General features: G+C 46.3%; 22 protein-coding genes and 2 other annotated features. Of the genes, 17 read left to right on the forward strand and 5 right to left on the reverse strand.

Annotation, left to right across the window (positions count from 1 at the left end):
- Positions 1–195 precede the first annotated feature (195 nt).
- Complete coding sequence (locus MCG98_RS03515; RefSeq protein ID WP_240300453.1) at positions 196–738, reverse strand: NADH peroxidase; 543 nt, start codon at positions 736–738, stop codon at positions 196–198.
- A 133-nt stretch (positions 739–871) separates the two neighbouring features.
- Positions 872–1,273, reverse strand: a complete 402-nt coding sequence (locus MCG98_RS03520) for a transcriptional repressor (RefSeq protein ID WP_240300454.1) — start codon at positions 1,271–1,273, stop codon at positions 872–874.
- 150 nt (positions 1,274–1,423) lie between these two features.
- Positions 1,424–1,671, forward strand: a binding site (T-box leader).
- A gap of 30 nt (positions 1,672–1,701) precedes the next feature.
- On the opposite strand from MCG98_RS03520, the gene metG reads away from it, so the two are divergent.
- The 6 genes from metG to MCG98_RS03550 all read left to right on the forward strand — a co-directional run bounded on the left by metG (position 1,702) and on the right by MCG98_RS03550 (position 9,397).
- Complete coding sequence (metG, locus tag MCG98_RS03525) at positions 1,702–3,675, forward strand: methionine--tRNA ligase (protein WP_345891708.1); 1,974 nt, start codon at positions 1,702–1,704, stop codon at positions 3,673–3,675.
- A gap of 17 nt (positions 3,676–3,692) precedes the next feature.
- Positions 3,693–4,463, forward strand: a complete 771-nt coding sequence (locus MCG98_RS03530) for a TatD family hydrolase (RefSeq protein ID WP_240300456.1) — start codon at positions 3,693–3,695, stop codon at positions 4,461–4,463.
- A 151-nt stretch (positions 4,464–4,614) separates the two neighbouring features.
- Positions 4,615–5,196 (forward strand): TetR/AcrR family transcriptional regulator, encoded by a 582-nt coding sequence (locus tag MCG98_RS03535; RefSeq protein ID WP_240300457.1) that lies wholly within the window; start codon positions 4,615–4,617, stop codon positions 5,194–5,196.
- A gap of 36 nt (positions 5,197–5,232) precedes the next feature.
- Positions 5,233–6,606, forward strand: coding sequence for an alpha-amylase family glycosyl hydrolase (locus MCG98_RS03540; protein WP_240300458.1), 1,374 nt, complete (start codon positions 5,233–5,235; stop codon positions 6,604–6,606).
- A gap of 2 nt (positions 6,607–6,608) precedes the next feature.
- Positions 6,609–8,510, forward strand: a complete 1,902-nt coding sequence (gene glgB, locus MCG98_RS03545) for a 1,4-alpha-glucan branching protein GlgB (protein WP_240300459.1) — start codon at positions 6,609–6,611, stop codon at positions 8,508–8,510.
- 38 nt (positions 8,511–8,548) lie between these two features.
- Complete coding sequence (locus MCG98_RS03550; RefSeq protein WP_240300460.1) at positions 8,549–9,397, forward strand: carbon-nitrogen hydrolase family protein; 849 nt, start codon at positions 8,549–8,551, stop codon at positions 9,395–9,397.
- Between the two features lie 105 nt (positions 9,398–9,502).
- Here MCG98_RS03550 and MCG98_RS03555 read toward each other — a convergent pair whose 3' ends face one another.
- Both MCG98_RS03555 and MCG98_RS03560 read right to left on the reverse strand, forming a co-directional pair.
- Complete coding sequence (locus MCG98_RS03555) at positions 9,503–10,720, reverse strand: uroporphyrinogen decarboxylase family protein (protein WP_240300461.1); 1,218 nt, start codon at positions 10,718–10,720, stop codon at positions 9,503–9,505.
- A 130-nt stretch (positions 10,721–10,850) separates the two neighbouring features.
- Entirely contained in the window at positions 10,851–11,765 is a 915-nt protein-coding gene (locus tag MCG98_RS03560) for a LysR family transcriptional regulator (RefSeq protein WP_240300462.1), read from the reverse strand.
- A gap of 421 nt (positions 11,766–12,186) precedes the next feature.
- Here MCG98_RS03560 and MCG98_RS03565 point away from each other — a divergent pair, with 421 nt between their 5' ends.
- From MCG98_RS03565 to MCG98_RS03615, 11 genes are all read left to right on the forward strand, one after another.
- Positions 12,187–13,014, forward strand: coding sequence for a transposase (locus MCG98_RS03565; RefSeq protein WP_240300463.1), 828 nt, complete (start codon positions 12,187–12,189; stop codon positions 13,012–13,014).
- Positions 13,015–13,095: 81 nt separating this feature from the next.
- Positions 13,096–13,339, forward strand: a binding site (T-box leader).
- A gap of 294 nt (positions 13,340–13,633) precedes the next feature.
- Positions 13,634–14,650, forward strand: a complete 1,017-nt coding sequence (locus MCG98_RS03570; RefSeq protein ID WP_240300464.1) for an ABC transporter substrate-binding protein — start codon at positions 13,634–13,636, stop codon at positions 14,648–14,650.
- A 25-nt stretch (positions 14,651–14,675) separates the two neighbouring features.
- Positions 14,676–15,569 (forward strand): ABC transporter permease, encoded by an 894-nt coding sequence (locus tag MCG98_RS03575; protein WP_240300465.1) that lies wholly within the window; start codon positions 14,676–14,678, stop codon positions 15,567–15,569.
- Positions 15,556–16,329: an ATP-binding cassette domain-containing protein gene (locus MCG98_RS03580; RefSeq protein ID WP_240300466.1), complete on the forward strand. Its 774-nt coding sequence runs from the start codon at positions 15,556–15,558 to the stop codon at positions 16,327–16,329. Before MCG98_RS03575 ends, MCG98_RS03580 begins: the two co-directional genes overlap by 14 nt.
- 95 nt (positions 16,330–16,424) lie before the next feature.
- Positions 16,425–16,658: a hypothetical protein gene (locus tag MCG98_RS03585; RefSeq protein ID WP_028527720.1), complete on the forward strand. Its 234-nt coding sequence runs from the start codon at positions 16,425–16,427 to the stop codon at positions 16,656–16,658.
- Positions 16,659–16,747: 89 nt separating this feature from the next.
- Complete coding sequence (locus MCG98_RS03590) at positions 16,748–17,809, forward strand: CobW family GTP-binding protein (RefSeq protein ID WP_240300467.1); 1,062 nt, start codon at positions 16,748–16,750, stop codon at positions 17,807–17,809.
- A 21-nt stretch (positions 17,810–17,830) separates the two neighbouring features.
- On the forward strand, positions 17,831–18,790 hold the full coding sequence (locus tag MCG98_RS03595) for a GTP-binding protein (RefSeq protein ID WP_240300468.1): 960 nt from the start codon (positions 17,831–17,833) through the stop codon (positions 18,788–18,790).
- 19 nt (positions 18,791–18,809) lie between these two features.
- The gene (gene pth, locus MCG98_RS03600) at positions 18,810–19,394 is read left to right on the forward strand and encodes an aminoacyl-tRNA hydrolase (protein WP_240300469.1); all 585 of its coding nucleotides are present in this window, start codon (positions 18,810–18,812) and stop codon (positions 19,392–19,394) included.
- Between the two features lie 2 nt (positions 19,395–19,396).
- On the forward strand, positions 19,397–22,924 hold the full coding sequence (gene mfd, locus MCG98_RS03605) for a transcription-repair coupling factor (RefSeq protein ID WP_240300470.1): 3,528 nt from the start codon (positions 19,397–19,399) through the stop codon (positions 22,922–22,924).
- A gap of 47 nt (positions 22,925–22,971) precedes the next feature.
- Positions 22,972–24,126 carry a hypothetical protein gene (locus MCG98_RS03610; RefSeq protein WP_240300471.1) on the forward strand — a complete coding sequence of 385 codons (1,155 nt, stop codon included), beginning with the start codon at positions 22,972–22,974 and terminating at the stop codon, positions 24,124–24,126.
- Between the two features lie 11 nt (positions 24,127–24,137).
- A complete protein-coding gene (locus MCG98_RS03615) occupies positions 24,138–25,010 on the forward strand; it encodes a homocysteine S-methyltransferase family protein (protein ID WP_240300472.1) in 873 nt (290 codons plus the stop codon).
- A gap of 169 nt (positions 25,011–25,179) precedes the next feature.
- Here MCG98_RS03615 and MCG98_RS03620 read toward each other — a convergent pair whose 3' ends face one another.
- Entirely contained in the window at positions 25,180–25,596 is a 417-nt protein-coding gene (locus MCG98_RS03620) for a phosphate-starvation-inducible PsiE family protein (protein WP_240300473.1), read from the reverse strand.
- Between the last annotated feature and the right edge of the window lie 99 nt (positions 25,597–25,695).

Here is a 25,695-nt window from a genome sequence, read left to right on the forward strand (position 1 = left end):
TGCGCATACTTCCTATCGGGATTGTCTGCTGCGGCTGTGGGTTCATAATTTGTTCGTTGGTTTCCGATATGAAATATAATACAATTATGTCAAAATATGGATTGATATAAGTATATTACGGCATGAGGCATAAGTCAATCATCTGTGGAGACATAATAAAAGGAGGCGGAAAGTCCGCCTCCTTATGTATTTAAATTAACCAAAGTATCTTTTTAACAGGCCTTCAAATGCTTTTCCGTGACGAGCTTCATCTCTTGCCATCTCATGAACTGTATCATGGATCGCATCCAGGTTAGCAGCTTTAGCACGTTTTGCAAGATCGAATTTTCCTGCTGTGGCGCCGTTTTCTGCAGCAACTCTCATCTCCAGGTTTTTCTTTGTGCTGTCTGTTACGACTTCACCGAGTAATTCAGCAAATTTCGCAGCATGTTCTGCTTCTTCATAAGCAGCTTTTTCCCAGTAGAGGCCGATTTCCGGATATCCTTCTCTGTGGGCAACTCTTGCCATTGCAAGGTACATACCTACTTCTGAACACTCTCCGTTGAAGTTTGCTCTTAAATCTTCTATGATATCTTCGCTTACGCCCTGAGCTACACCTACAACATGTTCTGCTGCCCATGACATTCCCTCGGACTGCTCTGTGAATTTTTCAGCTGGTACTCCACACTGTGGACATTTTTCTGGTGCTGCATCTCCCTCATGAACATAACCACATACGCTGCATACGAATTTTTTCATTGTTTGTTTCTCCTTTTCTTTTTGATATATTTGTTAACAGTTGTTTTGAATTAATAATAGTAATTATTACTATTTTAAATTACCACATCCTTCCAAGAATGTCAATACCTTTTTTATAATTATTTATTTTGAATTATAACATATCGTTGGATGATGCGGTACAATTTTCACAGATACCATAGAAATGTGCGATATAATTATCGATGCTGCCATTAAAATTTTTTGATGCCGCTTCTTTGATGTAATCGATGTTTTCCATATCCAGATCAATGACACTGTGACATCTGGTGCAGATGAAATGATGATGCGGCTTTATGTTGCCGTCATATCGGTCTGCTCCGTCTCCTGTCGTAATTCTCATGATTTCCCCGATACTTTCAAGTAAGGCCAGGTTACGATAAATAGTACCCAGACTTACATTAGGGTAAATCTGCCGGATATTCTCGTAAACGGTATCCGCACTGGGGTGATCTTTACGGGAGGCTAAAAACTCTTTAATGGATTCGCGCTGGCGACTATATTTTAAAGCTCCCATGCATCCTCCTTTCAATAATGATAATGATTACTGTTATAGTATATCACATTTTTCAGGGCTGTCAACAGTTTTTTGGATTTTTCCTGGAAATGTATTATTTACAAAACCGCTTCCTTGTGCTAGTCTATATACATAGGAAATAAAACTGATATAAACACCGTGACGAAGAGAGTACCATGGTAACCGGTTTTACAGAGAAATCCCGAATGCTGAGAGGGATGAACAGATACCCTGGGAAGATGGCTTCTGAGAGGCGCACCGAACAGTGCACGGCACTGCAAGGCTGCGACAGGATTCGCCTGTTACAGCGAGCGGGTATAGTTGTACCCAGGGAGGTTCATACTGTGAGGTATGGACGAACGGAAGTGGTAACACGGGTGATACGGCTCGTCTTCTTTGTGGAAGACGGGTCTTTTTGTTTCAGAAAAATCAAGATCAGGAGGAAGAAAATGAAAAACGAAAAGTATTATATGACGACGGCGATTGCCTATACTTCTGGAAAACCGCATATTGGGAACACATATGAGATCGTGCTGGCGGACAGTATTGCAAGATTCAAAAGGCAGCAGGGATATGATGTGTTTTTTCAGACGGGAACGGATGAACACGGACAGAAGATTGAACTGAAGGCGGAGGAAGCCGGTATCACACCTAAAGAGTTCGTAGATGATGTTGCGGGAGAGATTCGAAGGATCTGGGATTTGATGAACACCTCCTATGATAAATTTATCAGAACTACAGATGAGGACCATGAGGCTCAGGTACAAAAGATCTTTAAAAAGCTTTATGATCAGGGAGATATCTATAAAGGGCATTATGAAGGAATGTATTGCACACCATGTGAGTCCTTTTTCACGGAATCTCAGCTGGTGGATGGAAAATGTCCGGACTGTGGGCGTGAAGTGACGCCGGCCAAAGAAGAAGCGTACTTCTTTAAGATGAGCAAATATGCTGACCGTCTGATTGAGCATATCAATACGCATCCGGAATTTATACAGCCGGTCTCCAGGAAAAATGAGATGATGAACAATTTCCTGCTTCCGGGGCTACAGGATCTGTGCGTTTCCAGGACTTCATTCAGCTGGGGTATCCCTGTAAGCTTTGATCCGAAGCATGTGACCTATGTGTGGCTGGATGCACTTACAAACTATATTACGGGAATCGGCTATGACTGTGATGGAAACAGCACAGAACTGTTTAACAAAAACTGGCCGGCGGATCTTCATCTGATCGGAAAAGATATTATCCGTTTCCATACCATTTACTGGCCGATCTTCCTGATGGCACTTGATCTTCCCCTGCCGAAACAGATTTTCGGGCATCCGTGGCTGCTTCAGGGAGACGGAAAGATGAGTAAATCAAAAGGTAACGTGCTGTATGCAGATGAACTGGTAGAATTTTTTGGAGTTGACGCCGTACGCTATTTCGTACTGCATGAGATGCCGTTTGAAAATGATGGTGTGATCACCTGGGAGCTGATGGTTGAGCGCATGAATTCTGAACTTGCCAATACTCTGGGCAATCTCGTAAACCGCACAATTTCCATGTCAAACAAGTATTTTGGCGGTGTTGTCACGGATACCGGGGTAAATGAAGCAGTGGATGATGAGCTGAAGGCTGTGGTACAGGCAACAAGAGATAAAGTAGCGAATAAAATGAAAGAACTCCGTGTGGCAGATTCCATGACGGAAATTTTCACCCTGTTTAAGCGTTGTAACAAATATATTGATGAAACCATGCCATGGGCACTCGCAAAAGAAGAGAGCCAAAAAGACCGGCTTGCAACAGTTCTTTATAATCTGGTAGAAAGTATCTGCATAGGTACCTCACTGCTGGAATCCTATATGCCGGAAACTGCAGAGAAGATTTTTGGTCAGCTGAACGCAGGCAGAAGATCTTATGATGAATTAGACCGGTTTGGATTGTATCCGTCCGGCACCAAAGTCACGGAAAAACCGGAGATTCTGTTTGCACGTCTTGACATTCAGGAAGTTCTGGAAAAGGTAGAAGCAAAGCAGGCTGAGGAAGCTCAGAGTAAAGAGCCCGAAAGCCCATTTATTGATATCGAACCGAAGGCAGAAATTTCTTATGATGACTTCATGAAAATGCAGTTCCAGGTGGGTGAGATCATAGCGTGTGAGGAAGTACCGAAGTCCAGAAAACTTCTCTGCTCCCAGGTGAAGATCGGAAGTAAGGTGCGTCAGATCGTATCCGGTATCAAATCGGACTATAAACCGGAGGATATGATCGGCAAGAAGGTCATGGTACTCGTTAACTTAAAACCTGCAAAGCTGGCAGGCGTGATGTCCGAGGGGATGATTCTGTGTGCGGAAGATGAAGATGGAAAGCTGTCCCTCATGGTGCCTGAGAAGGATCTGCCGGCAGGGGCAGAGATCTGTTAATGGCAGAGGAGTCAGTCATGATATTTGAGAGTCACGCGCATTATGATGATGAGGCATTTGATGCGGACAGAGAAGAACTGCTTGGTATGATGAGGGATCATGGGGTTGAATACATTGTTAACGCATCCGCAAGCGTACGGGGACTTTATGCAACCGTGAAGCTGATGGAACAGTATCCATTTATCTACGGGGCGGTGGGACTGCACCCCGATGAAGTTGGGGACATGACGGATGAACTGATGGAAGAGATCCGTATGCTGTGCCGCCATGGGAAGACGGCTGCGGTTGGGGAAATCGGCCTTGACTATTATTGGGATAAGGAAAAACATGAACTCCAGAAGAAGTGGTTTGAAGCCCAGATGGAGCTTGCAAGGGAAGAAAAGCTGCCGCTTATCGTGCACAGCAGGGAAGCCTCCGCAGATACGCTTGATATGGTCAAAGCGCTGCGCGGTGGAGAAATCGGGGGTGTTATCCACTGTTTTTCTTATTCAAAAGAAACTGCACGGGAATATCTGGATATGGGGCTTTATCTTGGCATTGGAGGCGTTATCACATTTAAAAATGCGAAAAAGCTGAAAGAAGTGGTGGAATATGCGCCGCTCTCGTCATTGCTTCTTGAGACGGACTGTCCGTATCTGGCACCTGTGCCGTATCGGGGAAAACGGAATCATTCGTTATATCTGACCTATGTCGCACAGGCGATTGCCCGGCTGAAGGGAATATCGTATGAAGAGGTGGTATCTGTCACCAGTGAAAATGCAAAACAACTTTTTACCAGGGTAAAATGAGAAACCGGGAGAACATCGGAAACATAATACGGTGTCCTCCCGGTTTTGTGTAATGGGTCATTTTAACAGACGCGAATGCCCCGATAACATTGACAGTTTCTATACCGATTGGTATAATTAAAGTCAGGGAAAATCCGAAAGGAAGTTGCTTATGGATAATAGAGAAAATATTTTACAGTGTGCGCTCGGCCTTTTTTACATGAAGGGATATGATGCGGTGGGTGTTCAGGAGATTGTGGATGCTGCCGGTATAACGAAACCCACACTGTATTATTATTTTGGGAGTAAAAGGGGCCTGCTGGAAAATGTACTAAAGGTTTACTGTGAGGTGTTGAATAAAAATCTGGATGAGGCAGTTCAGGTTCAGGGCAAGATTCCGGACCTGTTGTTTCATGTGGCGAAGGCATATTTTGATTTTGCAGTGAGATACCGGAAGTGTTACCTGCTGATGCTGGCATTGTTTTATTCCGGCAGAGAAAATGAGGGATTTAAGACTGTCTATCCGTTGATACAGAACTATTACAACAGAATTGTCTGTATTTTCGATGATGCGTCCGGACAGCTGGGCAATATGAACGGGCGCCAGCAGCAGTTTGCTGTCGGGTTCATAGGGATTATGGATCACTATCTGATGATGCGTCAGCAGGAATTCGGCGAAGATGAGATGATGGAAATTACCGATGAACAGATAAGAAGCATCGTTCATCAGTTTATGTATGGTATTTACTCTTAGGGCAGAAAATAAAGAAGGAAAAAGGGGTAGCAGATTATGGGAAAATGGTATGAAGAGGCAGTTTTCTATCACATGTATCCGATCGGTATGACGGGAGCGCCAAGGGAAAATACACAGGAAGGGGTGGAACACAGGTTCAGACAGCTGCATCCGTGGCTGGATCATGTAGATAACCTGGGCTGTACAGCCATCTACATCGGACCGCTGTTCGAATCCACATCCCATGGATACGATACGAAGGATTATAAGCTGGTGGACCGGAGGCTCGGTGATAATGAAGATTTCAAGGCATTCGTTGAGGATGCCCACAGCCGGGGAATAAAAGTGGTGGTTGACGGGGTTTTTAACCATACGGGAAGAGAATTTTTCGCGTTTCAGGACATCCGGAAAAACAGGGAGAGTTCCCCGTACTGCAGCTGGTATAAAGGTATCTGGTTCGGAGGAGATAACCCTTATCATGATGGGTTTTCTTATGAGGCATGGAGAAACTGTTTCGAACTTGTGAATCTGAACCTTCAGGAAGAAGCCGTCCGTGAATATCTGCTGGAAGTGATCCGCTACTGGATCACGGAATTTGATATAGACGGTATTCGTCTGGACTGTGCCGACTGCCTGGACTTTTATTTCATGGAGGAGATGAGGCGCCGGACTTCACAGTGGAAAGACGATTTCTGGCTGATGGGCGAAGTGATTCATGGGGATTATTCGCGTTACATTGGCGATGGAACAAATATGTTGCACAGTGTTACCAATTATGAGCTTCATAAGGGGCTGTATTCCGGACATAACGATCACAATTATTTTGAAATCGCTCATACCATCCGGCGTGAATTTGACAGCAGCGGGGGAGTTTACAGAGGATTAAAGCTGTATTCTTTTGTTGATAACCATGATGTGGATCGTATTGCGAGCAAACTGAATGTGTTCTCGCACTGCTTTGTGGTGTACACACTTCTTTATATGCTGCCCGGCATTCCATCCATATATTATGGATCAGAATGGGGCATTGACGGTCGTAAGGAAGGACCGAATGATGATTACCTGCGGCCGGCTGTCAATCTCCAGGAGGTTCTGGATGATAACCCACACCCGGATCTGATGGAATGGATCATAAAGCTTGGGGAAGTCAGGAGCACCCATCCTGTTTCCATATATGGAGAATACAGGGAAATATTTCTGACAAACAGGCAGTATGCGTTTGCAAGAACCTCAGAGGAAGAAGCGGTTGTTATCGCGGTGAACAACGACGAAGTTCCCGCAGAGATACAGGTGCCGGTACCACTGCCGGAAAAAACATATATCAATGCCGTTTCCGGTGAGATCTGTCCGGTGGAGGAGGGCCGCCTGGCTGTCCAGCTGGAAGAAAGCGGATCGGTTATTTTATATACATCCGCCAAGGAAGGAGAATAGGTATGGAAAAGACGTATTTTGGGGAATTGGATCAGTATTTATTTGGCCAGGGAACGCATTATGAGATTTATAAAAAGCTGGGTGCGCACCCAATGACATTTGACGGTCAGAAAGGCGTTTACTTTGCCGTGTGGGCGCCAAAGGCTAAAGCTGTTTCTGTGATCGGAGAATTCAATGATTGGGTGGAAGAGGCTAATCCGATGATAAAAGCAGGTGACATCGGTGTGTTTGAGTGTTTTATTCCGGAAGCAAAAGTCGGTGATCTGTATAAGTTTTATATCACTTCTAAGAATGGGAAAGGTCTGTACAAAGCAGATCCGTTTGCTAACTGGGCTGAAAAGCGTCCGGGTACGGCATCCAGGATTGCGGATGTTTCAAATCTTAAATGGGGTGACAGTGCATGGATGAAAAAACGTGCGGAGAGTGAACCAAGAGATGAAGCTATGTCGATCTATGAGGTACATCCGGGCAGCTGGATGAAACATCCGGTCGCAGATGAAAATGAAGATGGATTTTACGACTATAAACAGTTTGCGCACGCGCTGACAGATTATGTGAAACAGATGGGGTATACACATGTGGAGCTGATGGGGATCGCTGAGTATCCATTTGACGGTTCCTGGGGATATCAGGTGACAGGCTATTATGCTCCGACTTCGCGTTACGGATCGCCGGCAGAATTTCAATATTTAATTAATTATCTTCATAAAAATAAAATTGGTGTTATTCTGGACTGGGTGCCGGCACATTTTCCAAGGGATGCGCACGGTCTTGCCGATTTTGACGGTACGGCGGTTTATGAATATGCAGATCCGAGAAAGGGTGAGCATCCGGACTGGGGGACAAAGATCTTTGATTATGGAAAAAATGAGGTCAAAAACTTCCTGATCGGCAGTGCATTGTTCTGGATTGAATACTTCCATATAGACGGACTGCGCGTGGATGCGGTGGCTTCCATGCTGTATCTGGATTACGGAAAGGATTACGGGCAGTGGGTGCCTAATAAGTATGGCGGGAATGAAAATCTTGAGGCTATCGAATTCTTTAAACATCTTAATACCGTAATCCTGGGACGCAATAAGGGGGCGGTGATGATCGCGGAGGAATCGACCGCGTGGCCGAAAGTGACCGGTCCGGTTGAGGAAGATGGTTTGAACTTCAGCCTGAAATGGAACATGGGATGGATGCATGATTTTCTGGAATATATGAAGCTGGATCCGTATTTTCGAAAATACAACCATACCAGGATGACTTTTTCCATGACATATGCCTACAGCGAGAACTATGTACTGGTGCTTTCACATGATGAGGTGGTTCATTTAAAATGCTCCATGATCAATAAGATGCCGGGACTTCTGGAGAGCAAGTTTGAGAATCTGAAGGTAGGATATTCCTTCATGTTCGGGCATCCCGGCAAGAAACTGCTGTTCATGGGTCAGGAATTCGGCCAGCTTCGTGAGTGGAGTGAGGAACGGGAGCTCGACTGGTATCTTCTGCGGGAGGATAAGCATAAAAAACTGCAGGCATTTGTGGCGGAGCTTTTAAACCTGTATAAGAAATATCCGGCAATGTATGCGATGGATAGAAATCCGGAGGGCTTTGAGTGGATCAATGCTGATGACGGGGACCGGAGCATCTTTAGTTTTGTCAGACATTCTCCTACGGGAAGGAATAATCTGCTGTTTGTCTGCAATTTTACGCCGATTGAACGCAGGGATTACCGCGTGGGTGTACCGAAAAAGAAAAAGTACCGTCTGATCTTAAACAGCGCTGATCCGAAATTCGGAGGCGAAACCGTGATTCGTAAAGTGGAGTACACTGCACAGGCAAAACCGTGTGACAGAAGACCGTATTCTTTTGAGTATAAACTTCCTCCATATGGAGTAGCGGTTTTTCTGTTTTAATTGTTTTGCAAGGGATGCAGCAGGCAGGAGAGTGTCTTATGAGAAAGAATTCATTTAAAGCTGCCCTGGTCCAGATGGATTCCGGGGCGGATGAACGGAGGAATATGTGGCGTGCTGAAGCGCTGCTGGATAAAGCAGCCACAGCAGGTGCTTCTCTTGTGGTATTTCCTGAGACAGTCGACTATATCGGAACAGAGATGAGGGAGCACGCAAAGACGGTTCCCGGACAGTGGGATCAGTTCTTTTCCTCGAAATCCAAAGATTACGGTATCTATATTCACGGGGGAAGCATCACGCAGGGAAATGATCGCGGGAATCCGTATAATACAAGCCTGATATTTGGACCCGACGGATCCTGTATCTGTGATTATAAGAAATTACATATGTTTGATGTTGAGGTGGCAGGCGGGCCGGCGTATCGGGAGTCGGACGGTATAGAGCCGGGAAACGAAATTGTGCTGGCGGATACTGCACTTGCATGCTTTGGGCTGTCGATCTGCTATGATGTACGGTTTCCGGAGCTGTACCGGATCATGGCGGGAAATGGAGCAGAAGTAATGATCGTGGCTGCAAATTTTACGAGGGCGACCGGACAAAAACACTGGAAAACGCTGCTGCGTGCGCGTGCGATTGAAAACACCTGCTATGTGCTGGCGTGTTGTCAGTGCGGAGATAAACCTTCGTTTACGGCACACGGTCATTCTATGATCATTAGTCCCATGGGTGAGGTCCTGGCAGAAGGCGGGGATGAAGAAACCCTGGTTATGGCTTGGATCGCCCCGGATGAGGTTGCGAATGCAAGACAGCAGATACCGTCGCTTGGCAACGTAAGGGGAGATGTATATCAGCTGACCAGCAGAAACCTACGAATCTATTCGGAAATATGACAGTATGATATGTGTTTTCAGGGGACGGGTGAAGCACAGACCGTAATCAGGAGATGATGTAAAAGCAGAGGGAGACCGGTTAACCGGTCTCCCTCTGAAGTATCTTTACAGGGATATGGAAGAGACTTTGAGCCAGTGAAATGCATAACCAGCCTGATTGTGTCTGATCTTATCCCTCAGAAATTCCTCAAACGGGATGACGGAAGGAAGCTCATAAGGGGTGTTTTCATCGGCTCCGGGGGCACCGTAGATACGCACTGCTCTGGTCGCGGCCAGTAATTGATCAATCGCTGTTTTTGGTGAAAGGTTGTTGAAGAAGAAAAACAGCGGTGTGGGGCCGTTTTTGCCCTTCAGGACAAAATTTTTGATGATCTCTACGGTCTCCTTGATGGCGCCGAATTCCACCTGTTTAGCGGAAATTCCCGCCATCAGGGGAACCAGATGGTCCGTGGCCACCTGCCGGGCATATTCCGGCGTCAGCTCAGTCAGATCCGGGTCAATGCAGAAAAACATATCGTTGGACCAGATAATAAATTCCTCGTATTCCTTCCGCTCTTCGCCGGACAGCTGGGCCGTTCCGAAAAAGGCGGTGTCCTGCATGGATATGCCGGGCATATTCAGCCGTTCCATCAGGCGCTCCAGTGAGGGCTTGATGAATTTGCGTACGATTTCCGGGGTGACTACAGGAATTGAGGCGAAAGCGTCTGCCAGAGATACCTGATGAAAACCGGGGAGAACTTTAGCCAGCGCATGGAACATGGGAACATGAAAATCATCTACAATCTTATTCAGAAATTCTGTTACAAATTCAGGGTCCTCTACGGTATCCATAATCAGGTTGTCAACTCCGTACAGATTACCGGCTAAAGTCCAGGGAGCGGAAAACATGGGGAAGGTGTCCGTACCGGTATATTTCTTATAGGCTTCACAGTAGCGGAGCAGATAAGGAAACCGCCCGGTATCTAATCCGCGGAATTTGATCTTATTCAGATCTGCGGGGGTCTGGATGAAGTATTCGCTTCGGTCAATATCGGAACAGTGGTCAGGGTAAAAACGGAGCCTGGCACCCATAGCTTCCGCCTCAAAATTGTAGATATCCAGGTTGGCAATGATGGTGTCCAGATTCAGATATTCCTGAACCAGCAGTGTACACTCCGCCATAGCCTCAGGGTCGTCCCGTAAAAGATAGTCATACGGAACCTGACACAGTTCCGGAATCAGCTCAGTCACAAGCGCCATCAGCGGGACCTCTGCATTGGGCCAGTTGGCCAGATTTTCAAAGGTTGCTGCGGAGTAGCTTAAAAAATTTCTCTCGTCTGTCATGTTGATTACCTCCCAAGTATGTCACTGATTTAATAACTGTTTTTATTGTAACGGTGGAAGGAGTTGCCGTAAAACGAAAGGTAAGCAATACACGATTCCAAAATGGCACAGTGAGAGTATAGCGGACGGATCAGCTGGCGATCAGGCTGATGATCTGTTCCATGACCGGAGTCAAAGTTCCTTTTTTCCACGCCACGATCAGCCCGGACTGGGCCTCCCCCTGAAGTTCCAGCTTGCGAATATCCTCGGTTTCCCAGTCTGCACAGAGCAGGCTGGGGGCTACGTAGATACCTTTTCCCATGGAAAGGTTATAGCGGGCGGAGTCTGTGCTGCCGCAAAGGGTGGAGAGAAGAGGTGAGAACCCATATGCGTTACAGAGTGTTTCCAGATATTCATAATAGTGAGGGTAGCTCGCAGGGGAGAGCGTGATAAACGGGTAGGGCCGGCACGCTGCAAGGGATGTCAGCGGCTTATCGAACAGCGGATGCCCGCGGGGAATAAATACTGCGTCAGGCGAGTCAAAAATTTTTTTCCAGCTGCTGATCCGGGCATCCAGATACGGGACCTCACCGGACCACGTAATGATCAGATCTACCTGCCCATCCTCCAGCGCCTGAGGCAGATGGTGCATATCTCTTCGCTCCCACTGAATATTTTTCATGATACTGTCAGACAGATTGTCTTCCAGCTTCATGGTGATATAATCTGCACAGAATCTGGTGGTTTCCAGTATTCCGATCCGGAGACGGGCAGACAGCTGTTCCTGGATATCAAAGGCTCTGGTAACAGCTTCTACCAGTGTCTGACAGATGGATTCCCAGCCCTTTTCCAGCTCCCTTCCCGCCGGGGTGAGTTCCAGACGGTGGTATTTTCGAACAAAAAGCGGAATCCCCAGAAGATCCTCCAGATTTTTAATAGTCTTGCTGATCATGGAAGGGGTAAAATTATATTCCTCTGCAACACGGGAGAAGTTCAGATACCTGCAGCATTTCAGAAATATCTGAATCTGCTGGAGGGAAATGTTCATGATGTTCCGGTACTTCACAGCGGCAGTCCTCCTTGTTTGATGTTGTAATCAGTATAGCATAAAGATGATAAAGTTTGGAATTATAACAGGTGTCAAATACTTGGGTTTTAGTCAGTGTTGCTTATTTTTGCATGCTGTGATAGAATAAGTATACTTAAATTATGACCGATGTGATTGTCGGTATCAATGGCCATTCGGCCAAGTATTCCAGTTGATTAAAATTAAAGAACATCAAATGCATGTGGGGATTGCCAATGCAGCGGCGTATCTGATATAATTATGCAAAGTAATAATGTGCATTTGAAGAAATGGAGTGTGCGTGCGAAAAAAAGATGTGTTGACAAAAGAATATTTAAGTGACAGAAGCCGATTTGCGGATTTACTGAATGTATTTTACTTTGGGGGACAACCAGTTATCTGTCAGGAGGATGTACGGGAGATGGACAGCGAATCAAATACTATCAGGAGACATGCAGATGATCTGTTAACGTCTTCCGGGTTCCGTGATATTCTGCGAAAGGTGGCATTTGGAACGCAGTTTGCCGTTGTGGGACTTGAGGAACAAAGCGAGGTTCATTACGCGATGCCTGTGCGGATACTGGAATATGATGCTGCAGAGTATGGACGTCAGATTCGGGAGAAGAGGAAGCGGCACAGGGTAAAAAAAGATCTTGGCGGGGCAGCATTTATCTCTGGAATATCCCGTGATGACCGGCTGCTGCCGACTATGACACTGGTACTTTATTTCGGCGGGGAGTGGGACGGAGCGCGAAGCCTGCACGAGATGCTTGATTTTACAGGGCTGTCTGATCAGTTTAAAATTGCGGTAGCAGATTACCCGCTACATGTCCTGGAAGTGTTGAAGTACCCGAATACAGAGCAATTCCAGACGGATTTGAGGCTGGTCTTCGGATTCCTGCAAAATGCAAAAAAGCGGGAAGGGCTGAAAGAATTCATAGAAAAACACAGCGAAGAGTTCGCTGACCTCAGGGAGGACGCCTATGATGTGATCAGCGTTATGACAAACGCAAAGGAATTGACAGAACAAAAGATGGTATATAAAAATGAGAATGGAGGAATTAATATGTGTCAGGCTATTAAGGAAATGATCGAGGAAGGGAGACAAGAAGGAAGACAGGAGGAAAGACGTATAACAGCAAATAATCTGTTTGCAAAGGGTTTTTCAGCTGAGGAGGCAGCGTCCATAATAGAAGAAAATATAGAAACGGTCACAGTGTGGTATAAAGAATTTGCCAGAAAGATATAATGCAGAGTCGGATCATAGTAAAAAAACAGAAAATATTTCTTGACATTCACAAAATTCTGTACTAGAGTGTATACATAAATTATAAAACCGTCGAGAAAGAAGAGTAGGTTTCAAACGAAATTTCAGAGAGTGGCAGGTGGTGGGATTGCCATATGGAGTTTTTAACTGAATGGACTTTTGAGGGCAGTCTGAAATGAAAAAAGTAGGCGCTGCCGGGAACCGAACCCGTTATCAATCAGGAGCGTATGTTAGTACGTGAGAAAGTGGACATTTCGTCAATTTGAGTGGTACCGCGATAATAATGTTGATTATTACCGTCTCAGGCTAAACAGCTTGAGGCGGTTTTTTGCGCGTTATCTATGAGCCGGGCACCCGTAGGCACAGAACTTGCGGGAGGTGCTTGCATATCCCGCAAGTTCTGTGCTTACGGGTATGCGGCGACAGCCGCGACCGAGAGGTAGCGAAGCGGAATCGAGGTGCCTGGCGGGGCAGAGGGAGGCGACAGCCGCGACCGAGAGGTAGCGAAGCGGAATCGAGGTGCCTGGCGGGGCAAAGGGAGACGACAGCCGCGACCGAGATGGACGAAAACTTTTCCGGCGGAGAAAAAAGGAGAAGAATTATGAAGAAAAAAGTATTAGCGGTAATGATGGCAACAGCGATGACAATAGCGATGGCAGGATGCGGGAGCAGCAAAGGCGGCAGTGCATCAGGCGATGAAGAGGCTTATACGATCGGAATCTCACAGTTTGCAGAACACGGATCTCTTGACAACTGCAGGGAAGGTTTTCTGTTGGGTTTGAAAGAAGCGGGTATTGAAGAAGATAAGAATCTGGAGGTGTTGTATGACAATGCACAGGCGGACACGGGAACTGCCAGTACGATTGCCAGCAACTACGTGTCCAAGAAGGTAGATATGATCTGCGCGATCGCTACTCCAAGTGCAGGAAGTGCGTATAACGCTTGTATGAATTCTGATATTCCTGTAATTTATACAGCAGTGTCTGACCCTGTGGAAGCGGGGCTTGCAGATGAGGAAGGGAATTCCGTGGGAAACATTACGGGAACCTCGGATGCGCTGCCGGTCTCCGAACAGCTGCAGATGATCAGGGAACTGATGCCGGATGCAAAAAAAATCGGCATCATTTACACGACAAGTGAGGCGAATTCGGTGAGCACGATCGCTGAGTACAAGAAGCTTTCCGGGGACTATGGATTTGAGATTGTCGAAACAGGTATCAGTGCCCTGGCGGATATAGATCTTGCCGCCGCTGATATGGTTAAAAAAGTAGACTGTATTACAAACCTCACAGATAATACAGTAGTTCAAGGACTGCAGACTGTTCTTTCCTATGCAAATGAGGTTAAAATTCCGGTTTTTGGAAGTGAAATAGAGCAGGTGAAAAACGGCTGTCTGGCTTCTATGGGAATCGATTATATCGAACTTGGCAAACAGACCGGTGCGATGGCTGCAAAAGTCCTGACAGGCGAGGCAAAGGCCGAAGAATTGAAGTATGAAATCTGTTCTGGGGCGGAATTCTATGTTAATACGGCTGTGGCAGAGAACATTGGATTTCAGCTGGATGATACAAAAGTAAAAGAAGCGGCGGAAGTATTTGACAGCGTCGGCGCAGAATAAATGAAAGCAGAAATGGGGGAGTATTGTGGCATTACTGATTAGTGTATTGGAACAGGGCATGATATACGGTATCATGGCGCTGGGGGTATATATCACGTATAAGATTCTGGATTTTCCGGACCTTACGGTAGACGGCAGCTTTCCGATGGGAGTTGCGGTTACTGCGGTTTTGATCAGCAAGGGGGTCAATCCGCTGCTGACTTTGCCGGTATCTTTGCTGGCAGGCGCGCTGATCGGTGTTCTGACAGGATTGATCCATGTAAAACTTAAAGTCAGGGATTTATTATCCGGAATCATCATGATGACTGCATTATATACGGTTAATCTGAGAATTGCCGGGGGTAAAGCAAATCTTCCTATCTATAATAACGAGACAATTTTTGACAATCAGATTGTAAATAAAATTTTTACTGGTGGTCTGGCGCCATTTAAAACAGTTATTATTATTTTGGTGATTACACTTGTCGCCAAATACGCGCTTGACTGGTATATGAGTACAAAATCGGGGTTTCTGCTTCGGGCAGTCGGAGATAACCCAACAATCATCACATCGCTTGGTGTCGATAAAGGAATCGTCAAAATTGTGGGGCTGGCAGTTTCCAATGCACTGGTATCACTTGGTGGCTGTATCTACGCACAGCAGCAGCGTTACTTTGACGCCTCTATGGGGACGGGAACGGTGGTCATCGGGCTCGCCAGCGTGATTATCGGAACGAGCCTGTTTAGAAAAGTCACGCTGCTGCGAGTGACTTCAAGTGTGATTATCGGATCGATCCTCTACAAAGGATGCGTGGCAATAGCGATCAGCAGAGGATTTGCAGCCAGCGATTTAAAATTTATAACGGCAGTGCTGTTCCTGATTATTCTGGTCTTGGGAATGGAGCGCAAAAGGAAGGTGAAGACAGATGCTGCAGCTTAAAAATATACACAAATATTTTAATCCGGGTTCTGTCAATGAGATGTGTCTGTTCCGAGGATATGATCTGACCGTGGATGAGGGTGAGTTTGTCTCTGTGGTAGGCAGCAACGGATCAGGAAAGACCTCTATGCTGAATATTATCTGTGGGAGTATTGATGTGGATCAGGGGCAGGTGATCATGAACGGTGTGGATATTACAAACCAGAGAGAATTCACACGCCTGCGCAGCATAGGAAGGGTATATCAGAATCCTGCAAAGGGAACGTGTCCCAGCATGACCATACTGGAAAACATGTCGATTGCGGATAATAAAGGAAAACCGTATAATTTGGGCAGAGGCTTGAACCGTAAGCAGAAAGACCGGTATGCTGATATGCTCCGTCCTCTGAATTTAGGTCTGGAAAGCAAGCTTGATACGAAAGTCGGTGCGCTCTCGGGTGGCCAGCGCCAGGCGTTATCCCTTCTTATGTCAACTATGACTCCGATTGAATTTTTAATCCTGGATGAACACACGGCGGCTCTTGACCCGAAGACAGCTGAGATCATCATGGAGCTGACGGACCAAATCGTAAAAGAAAAAAAACTTACGACAATCATGGTGACACACAATCTTCGATATGCCGTTGAGTATGGAAACAGGCTGATTATGATGCATCAGGGGGAAAATATAATCGATGCGTCAGGGACCGCACGAAACGACATAAAAATCGATGAGATTTTGGGCAAATTTAACGAAATCAGTATCGAATGCGGCAATTAATTTTCTGTAAAAAGCTTTGCATTTAGCGGGATTGTGGTATATAATATGGCTAAGCAAGACAAATAACAGATTGGGTTTAGAAAGGAGTAATCATCATGAAAATTAAGAATATTAATGATGTTGACAAATTTTTTGAAGTAGTAGACAGCTGTAAAGGAAAAGTGGAACTGGTAACAGGAGAAGGTGACAGACTGAACCTGAAATCAAAGCTTTGCCAGTATGTATCCCTGGCGAATATTTTTTCAGGTGGGGAGATTCCGGAACTGGAAATCATTGCTTCTGAGAAAGAAGATATCGATAAACTGTTTAACTTTATGATTAATGGTTAATGATTTAATTAAGCAAAGTGCAGGGGCTGTTGAATAACAGCCTCTTTCTTTTGATTAAATGAATTTTAAAAGAGAGGACGGGAAAAGACATGACAAAAGTAGATATTATCTCCGGATTTTTGGGAGCCGGAAAGACAACACTGATAAAACAGCTGCTTACAGATGCGCTGAAGGATGAACAGGTGGTGCTGATTGAAAATGAATTTGGAGAAATCGGCATTGACGGAGGGTTTTTAAAAGATGCAGGCATCGAGATCCGCGAGATGAATTCCGGATGCATCTGCTGCTCACTTGTAGGGGATTTTGGGGCATCCCTGAAAGAGGTCATTGAGAAGTATCATCCGGACCGCATTGTAATCGAGCCTTCTGGAGTCGGACTCCTCTCAGATGTAATGAAAGCAGTAGAAAAAGTGGAAAAAGAGTGTGATATCCGTCTTAACAGTCATATTACGGTAGTGGATGTGAATAAGTGTAAAATGTACCTGCGCAATTTCGGTGAGTTTTATGAGAATCAGGTAGAATATGCAGGGACTGTAATTTTGAGCCGGACAGACAAGGCCTCTGCAGAGAAAGTAAAGAAGGCAGTTGATTCTATCCGGGGGATTAACAGCCATGCACATATTATCACCACGCCGATCGCACAGCTTGGCGGGAAAAAGGTTTTGGAAGTGATGGAAGATGAGGTGAGGAAACTGGAAGAAGATCATCATCATGAGCATGGAGAGACATGCAGCTGCGGGCATGGCCATGACCACGACCATGATCATCACCACGAACACGGAGAGACATGCAGCTGCGGGAACGACCATGACCATCACCACGAACACGGAGAGACATGCAGCTGTGGGCATGACCATCACCATCATGATGCGGATGAAGTCTTCACCAGCTGGGGAACAGAAACAGCCAGAACGTACGAGAAGGATGAGATTGACAGAATCTTAAAGACACTTTCAGACGACGGAGCGTATGGAACAGTACTGCGTGCCAAGGGAATGGTCCCTGATGCAGCCGGGACCTGGCATTACTTTGATATGGTTCCGGAAGAGTATGAGATTCGAGACGGAAGTCCTGAATTTACGGGCAGACTCTGTGTGATCGGATCCCGGCTCAACGAAACAAAACTGGAAGAGCTGTTCGCGCTTTCTTAAAGACAGGTGGTGTGAAAGAGTATGGCATATAATGATATTGACGTGCCGGTATATCTCGTGACCGGATTTTTGGAGAGTGGAAAAACGACGTTTCTGGATGGAACGATCCATCAGAATTATTTTAATATACCTGAGACAACGCTATTGATCCTGTGTGAAGAGGGCGAAATAGAATATGATGAAGCGGAGCTCAGAAGACGCCGGAGAACGGTCATTGAAGTGATCGAGGAGGCGGAAGACTTTACCGAAGATACGCTGCGCTATCTTGCAAAAAAGCATCGGCCGGAGCGCGTACTTCTGGAATTCAATCCGCTGTGGTCTGTGTCAAAGCTTCTGCAGATGGAACTCCCGGAAGGGTGGGGGATCATTCAACAGATTGTGACTGTGGATGCAAGCTGCTTTGAAATCTATATGAAGAATCTGAAGTCCCTGTTTGTGGAGATGGTCAGGGATGCTGAGCTTGTCCTGTTTAACCGCTGCAATAAAGAGCAGCCGCTGGCATCTTTCAGGCGCAGCGTCAAAGTTGTCAATCCGGCGGCGGAGATCATTTTTGAAAACGAAGATGGAGAAGTGGAAGATATTTTCGAAGACTGCATGCCTTTTGATCTGGATGCGGATGTCATTGACATTTTGGAAGAGGATTACGGCATCTGGTATGTGGATATGATGGATAATCCTGAGGACTACGAAGGAAAAACAGTCCGTTATAAAGGAATGGTGCTGAAAAGTGAAGATCTGGATGCGGATTATTTTGTGGCCGGAAGGATGGCGATGACGTGCTGCGCAGATGATACCAGCTTTATTGGATACGTGTGCAAATACCAGGAAGCACCGTCTCTTGAGATGGGGAGCTGGGTTTTGGTCACTGCATCTATTCACCGGGAATATATGCAGGTATACCACGATGAAGGACCTGTGCTCTATGCAAAAGAGATCAGACCGGCAGAAAAGCCGAAGGAAGAACTGGTTTATTTCAATTGATAAGGCGAGGAAAACTACCATGTATATAATTGTAGGTCTTGGAAATCCCACCAGGCAGTATGAACACACCCGCCATAATGTTGGATTTGATGTGATCGATTATCTGATCGATACTTATCGGATCCCTTATTCTGGCGTCGGGCATAAGGCGATGTACGGGAGAGGTATGATCGGTTCACAGAAAGTGATCGTAGCAAAACCTGTAACGTATATGAACTTAAGCGGTGAATCCGTGCGGGAACTGACGAATTATTATAAGATAGACCCGGAACATGAACTGATCGTTATTTACGACGATGTCAGCCTTGCACCAGGGCAGATCCGCATCAGAAAAAAAGGAAGTGCGGGCGGGCATAACGGGATCAAAAACATCATTGCACAGCTTGGAACGCAGAATTTTATGCGTGTGAAGATTGGGGTCGGTGAAAAGCCTGAGGGCTGGGATCTTGCCCGGTATGTGCTCGGTCATTTTCCGGATGACGAGAGAAAGATGGTCGATGAGGCGATCGAACGTACGGCTAAAGCCGTAGAGCTGATGCTTCAGGGTGAAGTTGATAAGGCTATGAATGAGTATAACTGTATAAAACAGACAGTAAAGGAATAAAGATGGATGCATTGCAAAAACCGCTGGAGGAATTAGCTGAGTTCCAGGAGATTGCGGACAGTCTGAAAAAAGGGAAGGCCGGAGTGCGGCAGATAGCCGGCTGTATCGAATCACAGAAGGCACATATAGCACACGGGCTTGGGCGGGTGTTTGGCCGCCGGCTGGTCATTGCAGAAAACGATATAAAAGCGAAAGAATTTTATGAGGACCTGAGGTTTTATGAGCCTAAGGCCCTTTTATACCCGGCAAAAGATTTGATTTTTTTCCAGGCTGATATCCATGGGAACCTGCTCACAAAACAGCGTATGCAGGTTATCAAAGCGCTTCTCGAGGAGGATGAGGTTACAGTTGTAACGAGTATGCCGGGCTGTATGGATTATCTGCTGCCGCTTTCTGTGATCGAGAAACAGATTCTGGTTTTTAAAAATGACAGTGCCATTGACGTAGAACAATTAAAAAAGCAGCTCGTGTTTATGGGATATGAGAGAAGTGCACAGGTGGAGACATCGGGGCAGTTCTCTGTTCGCGGTGGTATTATCGATGTATTTCCGCTGACGGAGGAAAATCCCTGGCGAATAGAATTGTGGGGAGATGAGATTGATTCGATCCGCAGCTTTGATGCAGAGAGTCAGCGGTCTATTGAGAATCTGGAAGAGATCCGTCTTTACCCGGCTTCCGAGATGGTATTATCTTCGGAGTGCGCAGCGGCCGGAGTCAAAGAGATTCAAAAAGAGGCATCACAGCTGATCAAAAAATTCCGTGCAGATATGAAAACCGAGGAAGCGGCCAGACTTTCAGCAGCGGTCGAGGAGATCAGCGAGAAGTTCAATGAATTGTATGATATGTCCGGTGCGGAAAATTATCTGCATTATTTTTACAGGGATACGGTTTGTTTTCTGGACTATTTTGACAGAGAAAACACGCTGTTCTGTGTTGACGAACCAAACCGTGTCGTGGAAAATGCAGATGCAGTGGAGGAGGAATTTCGCCAGAGCATGGCAAACCGGCTGGAAAAAGGATATGTGCTCCCGGGTCAGGTGGAACTGCTGAAATCCTGCCAAAGTGTCGTCGGCATGCTGAATCTGTGTAAGTGTATCACACTCGCATCTATTGAACCCCGAAAAGGCGAGTGGGATGTCGGTGATAAGTATCAGATTACTGCAAAATCGGTAAATTCATATAATAACAGTTTCGAATTACTGGTCAAAGATCTGGCGGGATGGAAACGCGGAGGTTATCGTGTGATCCTGCTGTGCGGGTCAAGGACTCGGGCACAGAGGCTGGCACAGGACCTTCAGAATGAAGGGCTGGGAAGTTTTTATGGAGAAGATCTGAACCGCCAGGTGCAGCCTGGAGAAATTATGGTGACTTATGGTCATGCCCACCGGGGATTTCTGTATCCGATGATCAAGTTTGTCATTATAACTGAGACTGATATATTTGGAAAAGAAAAGAAGAAGCGAAAACGTAAGACTGAGTACAGCGGGAAAAAAATCAGCAGTTTTACAGAGCTGTCAATCGGGGATTACGTTGTTCATGAGAATCACGGTCTCGGCGTATACCGGGGGATTGAAAAAGTAGAGATTGATAAAGTCATGAAAGACTATATCAAGATCGAATACGCAGGCAAAAGCAACCTCTATATCCTGGCGACACAGCTGGATATGCTGCAGAAGTATGCGGGAGCCGATGCCAAAAAGCCGAAGCTAAATAAACTGGGCGGTCAGGAATGGAATAAGACAAAGACACGTGTGCGCGGTGCGGTAAAAAATATCGCGAAAGACCTGGTGGCGCTCTATGCAGCCAGGCAGGAGAAAGACGGGCATATGTACGGGGAGGATACCGTATGGCAGAAGGAATTTGAGGAGATGTTTCCGTTTGAGGAGACTGAGGATCAGCTTCTTGCCATTGAGGCGACCAAGAGGGATATGGAAAGCAGAAAGATCATGGACCGCCTGATCTGCGGAGACGTCGGTTACGGAAAGACGGAGATTGCAATCCGGGCTGCATTTAAAGCGATTCAGGAAGGAAAACAGGTTGTTTATCTGGTTCCGACAACCATACTGGCGCAGCAGCATTATAATACATTCCTGCAGAGAATGAAAGATTTTCCGGTCCGTGTTGACTTGCTGTGCAGATTTCGAACTTCAGCGGAACAGAAAAAGACGGTGGAAGATCTGAAAAAGGGATGGGTGGATATCGTCATTGGTACGCATCGCGTGCTCTCTGCCGATGTGCAGTATAAGGATCTGGGATTACTGATCATTGATGAGGAACAGCGCTTTGGCGTCACACACAAGGAAAAGATCAAAAAGCTGAAACAGAATGTAGATGTACTGACGCTGACAGCGACACCGATTCCCCGTACACTTCATATGAGCCTGATCGGGATTCGGGATATGAGTGTGCTGGAAGAGCCTCCGATGGACCGGATGCCAATACAGACATATGTAATGGAATATAATGATGAGATGGTGAGGGAGGCGGTCAGCAGGGAAATGGCGCGCGGCGGCCAGGTATACTACGTGTATAACCGTGTCCGGACGATTGCTGATATTACAGGGAAAATTGCCAAACTTGTACCGGAGGCAAATGTGGCATTTGCACATGGACAGATGAATGAACGCGAACTGGAAAAGATCATGTATGGATTTATCAGCGGAGAGATCGATGTGCTTGTCTCGACTACGATCATTGAGACTGGTCTTGATATCTCCAACGTCAATACGATGATCATCCATGATGCTGATCAGCTTGGATTATCGCAGCTGTACCAGTTGAGGGGGCGGGTTGGCCGTTCCAGCCGTACAGCGTATGCATTTCTGATGTATAAACGTGATAAGGTGCTTAAAGAGATTGCGGAAAAACGTCTGCATGCCATAAGGGAATTTACGGAACTCGGAAGTGGCTTCAAGATAGCCATGCGGGATCTCGAAATCAGGGGTGCAGGAAATCTTCTGGGTGCAGAGCAGCATGGACATATGGAGGCGGTCGGCTATGATCTGTACTGCAAAATGCTGAACGAAGCTGTTAAAGAGGAGAAAGGCATTCCGCAGCAGGAGGATTTTGAGACTACGATCGATATGAACATTGATGCGTTTATTCCGGACAAATATATTATGAATGAAATACAGAAGCTTGATATCTATAAGCGGATTGCGGGAATTGAGTCTCAGGAGGAGTATGAGGATATTCTGGAGGAACTTGTGGACCGTTTCGGAGATCCGCCAAAATGTGTGCAGAATCTTCTAGCCATTGCGAACATGAAAGCGCTTGCCCATCAGGCTTATGTGGTTGAGGTGAAGCAGCGCGGAGAGGAAGTAAGGCTCACCATGCACGAACGTGCGAGGCTGAATCCTGCTGAAATCCCGCAGCTGCTGGAGCGGTTTAAAGGAGATCTTAATTTTAAGGTCGAAAATAACCCGTATTTCATCTACCGCCCTGCAAAGCGGAAGTCAAAAGAAGTGTTGCCAATGATGGAGCATACGGAAGAATTGCTGCGTCAAATATTGAGTTTTTCGGAAGGATAGGGTATAATACTGAAATGAATTAGTACATGAAGGTACAGGAGGAAGAAATGAAAAAATTCAGCATAAAAGCAGTGTGTGCAGTGATGACAGCGGCACTGGGAATAACGATGATGGCCGGATGCGGATCCAAAGATCTGGACGGCACACAGACTGTGGCGTCGGTGGATCAGGAAGAGGTACCACTTGGAGTCGCAAGCTTCGCGCTCAGATATCAGCAGGCCCAGACGGAATACTATTATAAATCGATTTACTCCATGTATGGCATGGATTCCAGCCAGGGAATGTGGGACCAGGAGACAGAGGATGGAATTACTTATGGGGAGCAGACAAAGAATGAGTGTCTAGCGACCCTGGAAAAAATGTATCTGACGCGTGCAAAAGCGGAAGAGTATAACCTTACCATAACTGATGAAGAGAAGACAGCAATGGACGAAGCCGCAAAAACATTTATTGAGGCTAATGACGCAGAGACCCTGAAAAAAATCGGAGTTACGGAAAGTGATGTCAGAGAATATCTTGAACTCAGCACTTACTACAAAAAAGCGTATGAGCCGGTAATAGCAGATGTTGAAATCGAGGTGACAGATGAGGAGGCGGCACAGTCCACATTGACTTATGCGGCTCTGACGATGAGCAATCTCGAGGAAGATGCCAAGAAGGAAGCCTACAGCAAAATGGAAACACTTCTGGAAAACCTTAAGGCGGAAGCGGATCCGGCATCGGCTGATATAGAGACCATGGCTAAGGAGCTGGATGATTCTTTCATCGTGACAACATATTCATATGGAGAGGATGATACTTCACTTGATGAGACACTGAAAGAGAAAGCGGCAGATCTGGAAGACGGTCAGCTGTACGATGGTGTTGTAGAAGGTGAATCCAGTTATTTTCTGGTAAGGATGGATAAGAAACTGGATCAGGAAGCTACTGATTCCAAAAAGGAATCTATAAAGAAAGAAAAGCAGCAGGAAGCATTCGATGAGATCGTACAGGGATGGTATGATGAGGCGGATATTACACTGAATAAAAAAGTCTGGAAAAAAGTCACGCTGACAGATAAAGAGTCGTTTAGTATGATGACTCCGGAGGCGGCGGGTACATCAGATGACGGAACTACTGGTGATGAGACAGAAACAGGAACCGAAGACGGTGCAGGGAACGCGGCTGACCAGGGAACAGATGGGGGAACGGACGCGGAATAAAGGGTGACAAAATGACGAAACAGGAGTTTGCGCGGTGGACAGGCCGGGAACTGATACTGATGGATGGAGCGACGGGATCTAATCTGATGGCGGCGGGTATGTCGCAGCGGGAATCTGCAGAACTGTGGATTTTAGAGAATTCTGAGATTGTTAAAAAGCTTCAGTCAGAATATGCTGAGGCTGGCAGCCGGATCGTATATGCATGCACCTTTACTGCCAATGGGATCGGTCTGAAAAAACATGGTCTGATGGACCGGGTGGAGGAATTGAATATCCGTCTTGCCGGGCTTACGAAAGAAGCGGTCCGGGGGAAAGCCTATGTGGCGGGAGATCTTACAATGACGGGAGAACTGCTGGAACCGCTGGGCGATATGACGCGTGATGAATTGTTTGCTGTATATTCAGAACAGATCAGGGCACTGGTCAGGGGAGGCGTGGATCTGCTCGGTATTGAGACCATGCTGAGCCTGGATGAGACATTGACAGCACTCGATGCGGCAAATGAAGTCTGCGACCTTCCGATGCTGTGTTCCTTTACTGTGAATGAAAACGGAATGACGCTGTATGGAACAGACGTTGTGGAAGCCGTCTCAAAGCTGGAAGAACACGGGGCAGACGCCGTCGGTGTGAACTGTTCACTGGGGCCGGATCAGCTGGAAGATGTTATTATCCGGTTAAAAGATAAGGCATCTGTTCCGGTTATCGCAAAGCCAAACGCAGGACTTCCCAGGACGGATAGTGATGGAAAAGTCAGCTACAGCATGGATGAAGTATCCTTCACGCAGCACATGAAGAAGCTGGTTGCAGCAGGAGCAGGGATCATCGGAGGATGCTGCGGGACGACACCCGCCTATATTGCGGAATTAAAAAAAGAACTTTTATGAACAGGCAAAGAGAACCTGCTGCGGGACAATATCACCCGCAGCAGGTTCTCTTTTTGTTTCGGTTATTCAGCTTTCAGCACATGGTGCTGAAATCAAAGTCTGCAGTTCGGCTGACCGGTCCGAGGCTGTGCACAGGAACTTTTTATAACAGCTATCCTAAGCGGTTTATTTAAAACTTATCTGTAAGCCTGTCACTTTCCCCGGAGCGCAGGAACAGATATTTTCTGGTTGCAAACAGAATCGTGATGGACAGGACTCCGATAAGAGTCTGCCAGGTATCGAGATGTTCAACGACCATCTGTCTGGCGGTAGCGAACATCAGCACCTCAACGAGTGTTTCAGGGGTATGCTTACAGAGCATTTTGACAAATTCTATGCCGACTACCAGATTCAGTGCTTTAGCCAGAAATGTTGAAAAATATTCGGTTTCGGCTTGGAAGGTACGAATCTGTGTCAGGTCGTATACCAGGTCCAGAATCAGGATGGCGATGACTGCCATGATGATAATGGAAATGATCAATTCCGTGTAACGTGCGATTGAAAAGACGATGTCATACATTCTCTTTCGAAGCGGGGATTTTTCCATTGTTGTTTCTCCTTTTTTGTGATGGATTCATTATAACATGGCTGTCCCAGGGGATTCAACTGACAGAAATGACCTTTGAGAACGGCGGAGCCGTATAAC

The sequence above is a fragment of the Ruminococcus sp. OA3 genome, assembly GCF_022440845.1.
In the GTDB taxonomy this organism is placed as follows: domain Bacteria; phylum Bacillota; class Clostridia; order Lachnospirales; family Lachnospiraceae; genus Ruminococcus_G.

Excerpts from the sequence above, each read along its gene's own strand:
- MCG98_RS03515 (WP_240300453.1), bottom strand. The coding sequence starts at position 738 with ATGAAAAAATTCGTATGCAGCGTATGTGGTTATGTTCATGAGGGAGAT.
- MCG98_RS03520 (WP_240300454.1), bottom strand. The coding sequence starts at position 1,273 with ATGGGAGCTTTAAAATATAGTCGCCAGCGCGAATCCATTAAAGAGTTT.
- MCG98_RS03530 (WP_240300456.1), top strand. The coding sequence starts at position 3,693 with ATGATATTTGAGAGTCACGCGCATTATGATGATGAGGCATTTGATGCG.
- MCG98_RS03535 (WP_240300457.1), top strand. The coding sequence starts at position 4,615 with ATGGATAATAGAGAAAATATTTTACAGTGTGCGCTCGGCCTTTTTTAC.
- MCG98_RS03540 (WP_240300458.1), top strand. The coding sequence starts at position 5,233 with ATGGGAAAATGGTATGAAGAGGCAGTTTTCTATCACATGTATCCGATC.
- glgB (WP_240300459.1), top strand. The coding sequence starts at position 6,609 with ATGGAAAAGACGTATTTTGGGGAATTGGATCAGTATTTATTTGGCCAG.
- MCG98_RS03550 (WP_240300460.1), top strand. The coding sequence starts at position 8,549 with ATGAGAAAGAATTCATTTAAAGCTGCCCTGGTCCAGATGGATTCCGGG.
- MCG98_RS03555 (WP_240300461.1), bottom strand. The coding sequence starts at position 10,720 with ATGACAGACGAGAGAAATTTTTTAAGCTACTCCGCAGCAACCTTTGAA.
- MCG98_RS03565 (WP_240300463.1), top strand. The coding sequence starts at position 12,187 with ATGGACAGCGAATCAAATACTATCAGGAGACATGCAGATGATCTGTTA.
- MCG98_RS03570 (WP_240300464.1), top strand. The coding sequence starts at position 13,634 with ATGAAGAAAAAAGTATTAGCGGTAATGATGGCAACAGCGATGACAATA.
- MCG98_RS03580 (WP_240300466.1), top strand. The coding sequence starts at position 15,556 with ATGCTGCAGCTTAAAAATATACACAAATATTTTAATCCGGGTTCTGTC.
- MCG98_RS03585 (WP_028527720.1), top strand. The coding sequence starts at position 16,425 with ATGAAAATTAAGAATATTAATGATGTTGACAAATTTTTTGAAGTAGTA.
- MCG98_RS03590 (WP_240300467.1), top strand. The coding sequence starts at position 16,748 with ATGACAAAAGTAGATATTATCTCCGGATTTTTGGGAGCCGGAAAGACA.
- MCG98_RS03595 (WP_240300468.1), top strand. The coding sequence starts at position 17,831 with ATGGCATATAATGATATTGACGTGCCGGTATATCTCGTGACCGGATTT.
- pth (WP_240300469.1), top strand. The coding sequence starts at position 18,810 with ATGTATATAATTGTAGGTCTTGGAAATCCCACCAGGCAGTATGAACAC.
- mfd (WP_240300470.1), top strand. The coding sequence starts at position 19,397 with ATGGATGCATTGCAAAAACCGCTGGAGGAATTAGCTGAGTTCCAGGAG.
- MCG98_RS03610 (WP_240300471.1), top strand. The coding sequence starts at position 22,972 with ATGAAAAAATTCAGCATAAAAGCAGTGTGTGCAGTGATGACAGCGGCA.
- MCG98_RS03615 (WP_240300472.1), top strand. The coding sequence starts at position 24,138 with ATGACGAAACAGGAGTTTGCGCGGTGGACAGGCCGGGAACTGATACTG.
- MCG98_RS03620 (WP_240300473.1), bottom strand. The coding sequence starts at position 25,596 with ATGGAAAAATCCCCGCTTCGAAAGAGAATGTATGACATCGTCTTTTCA.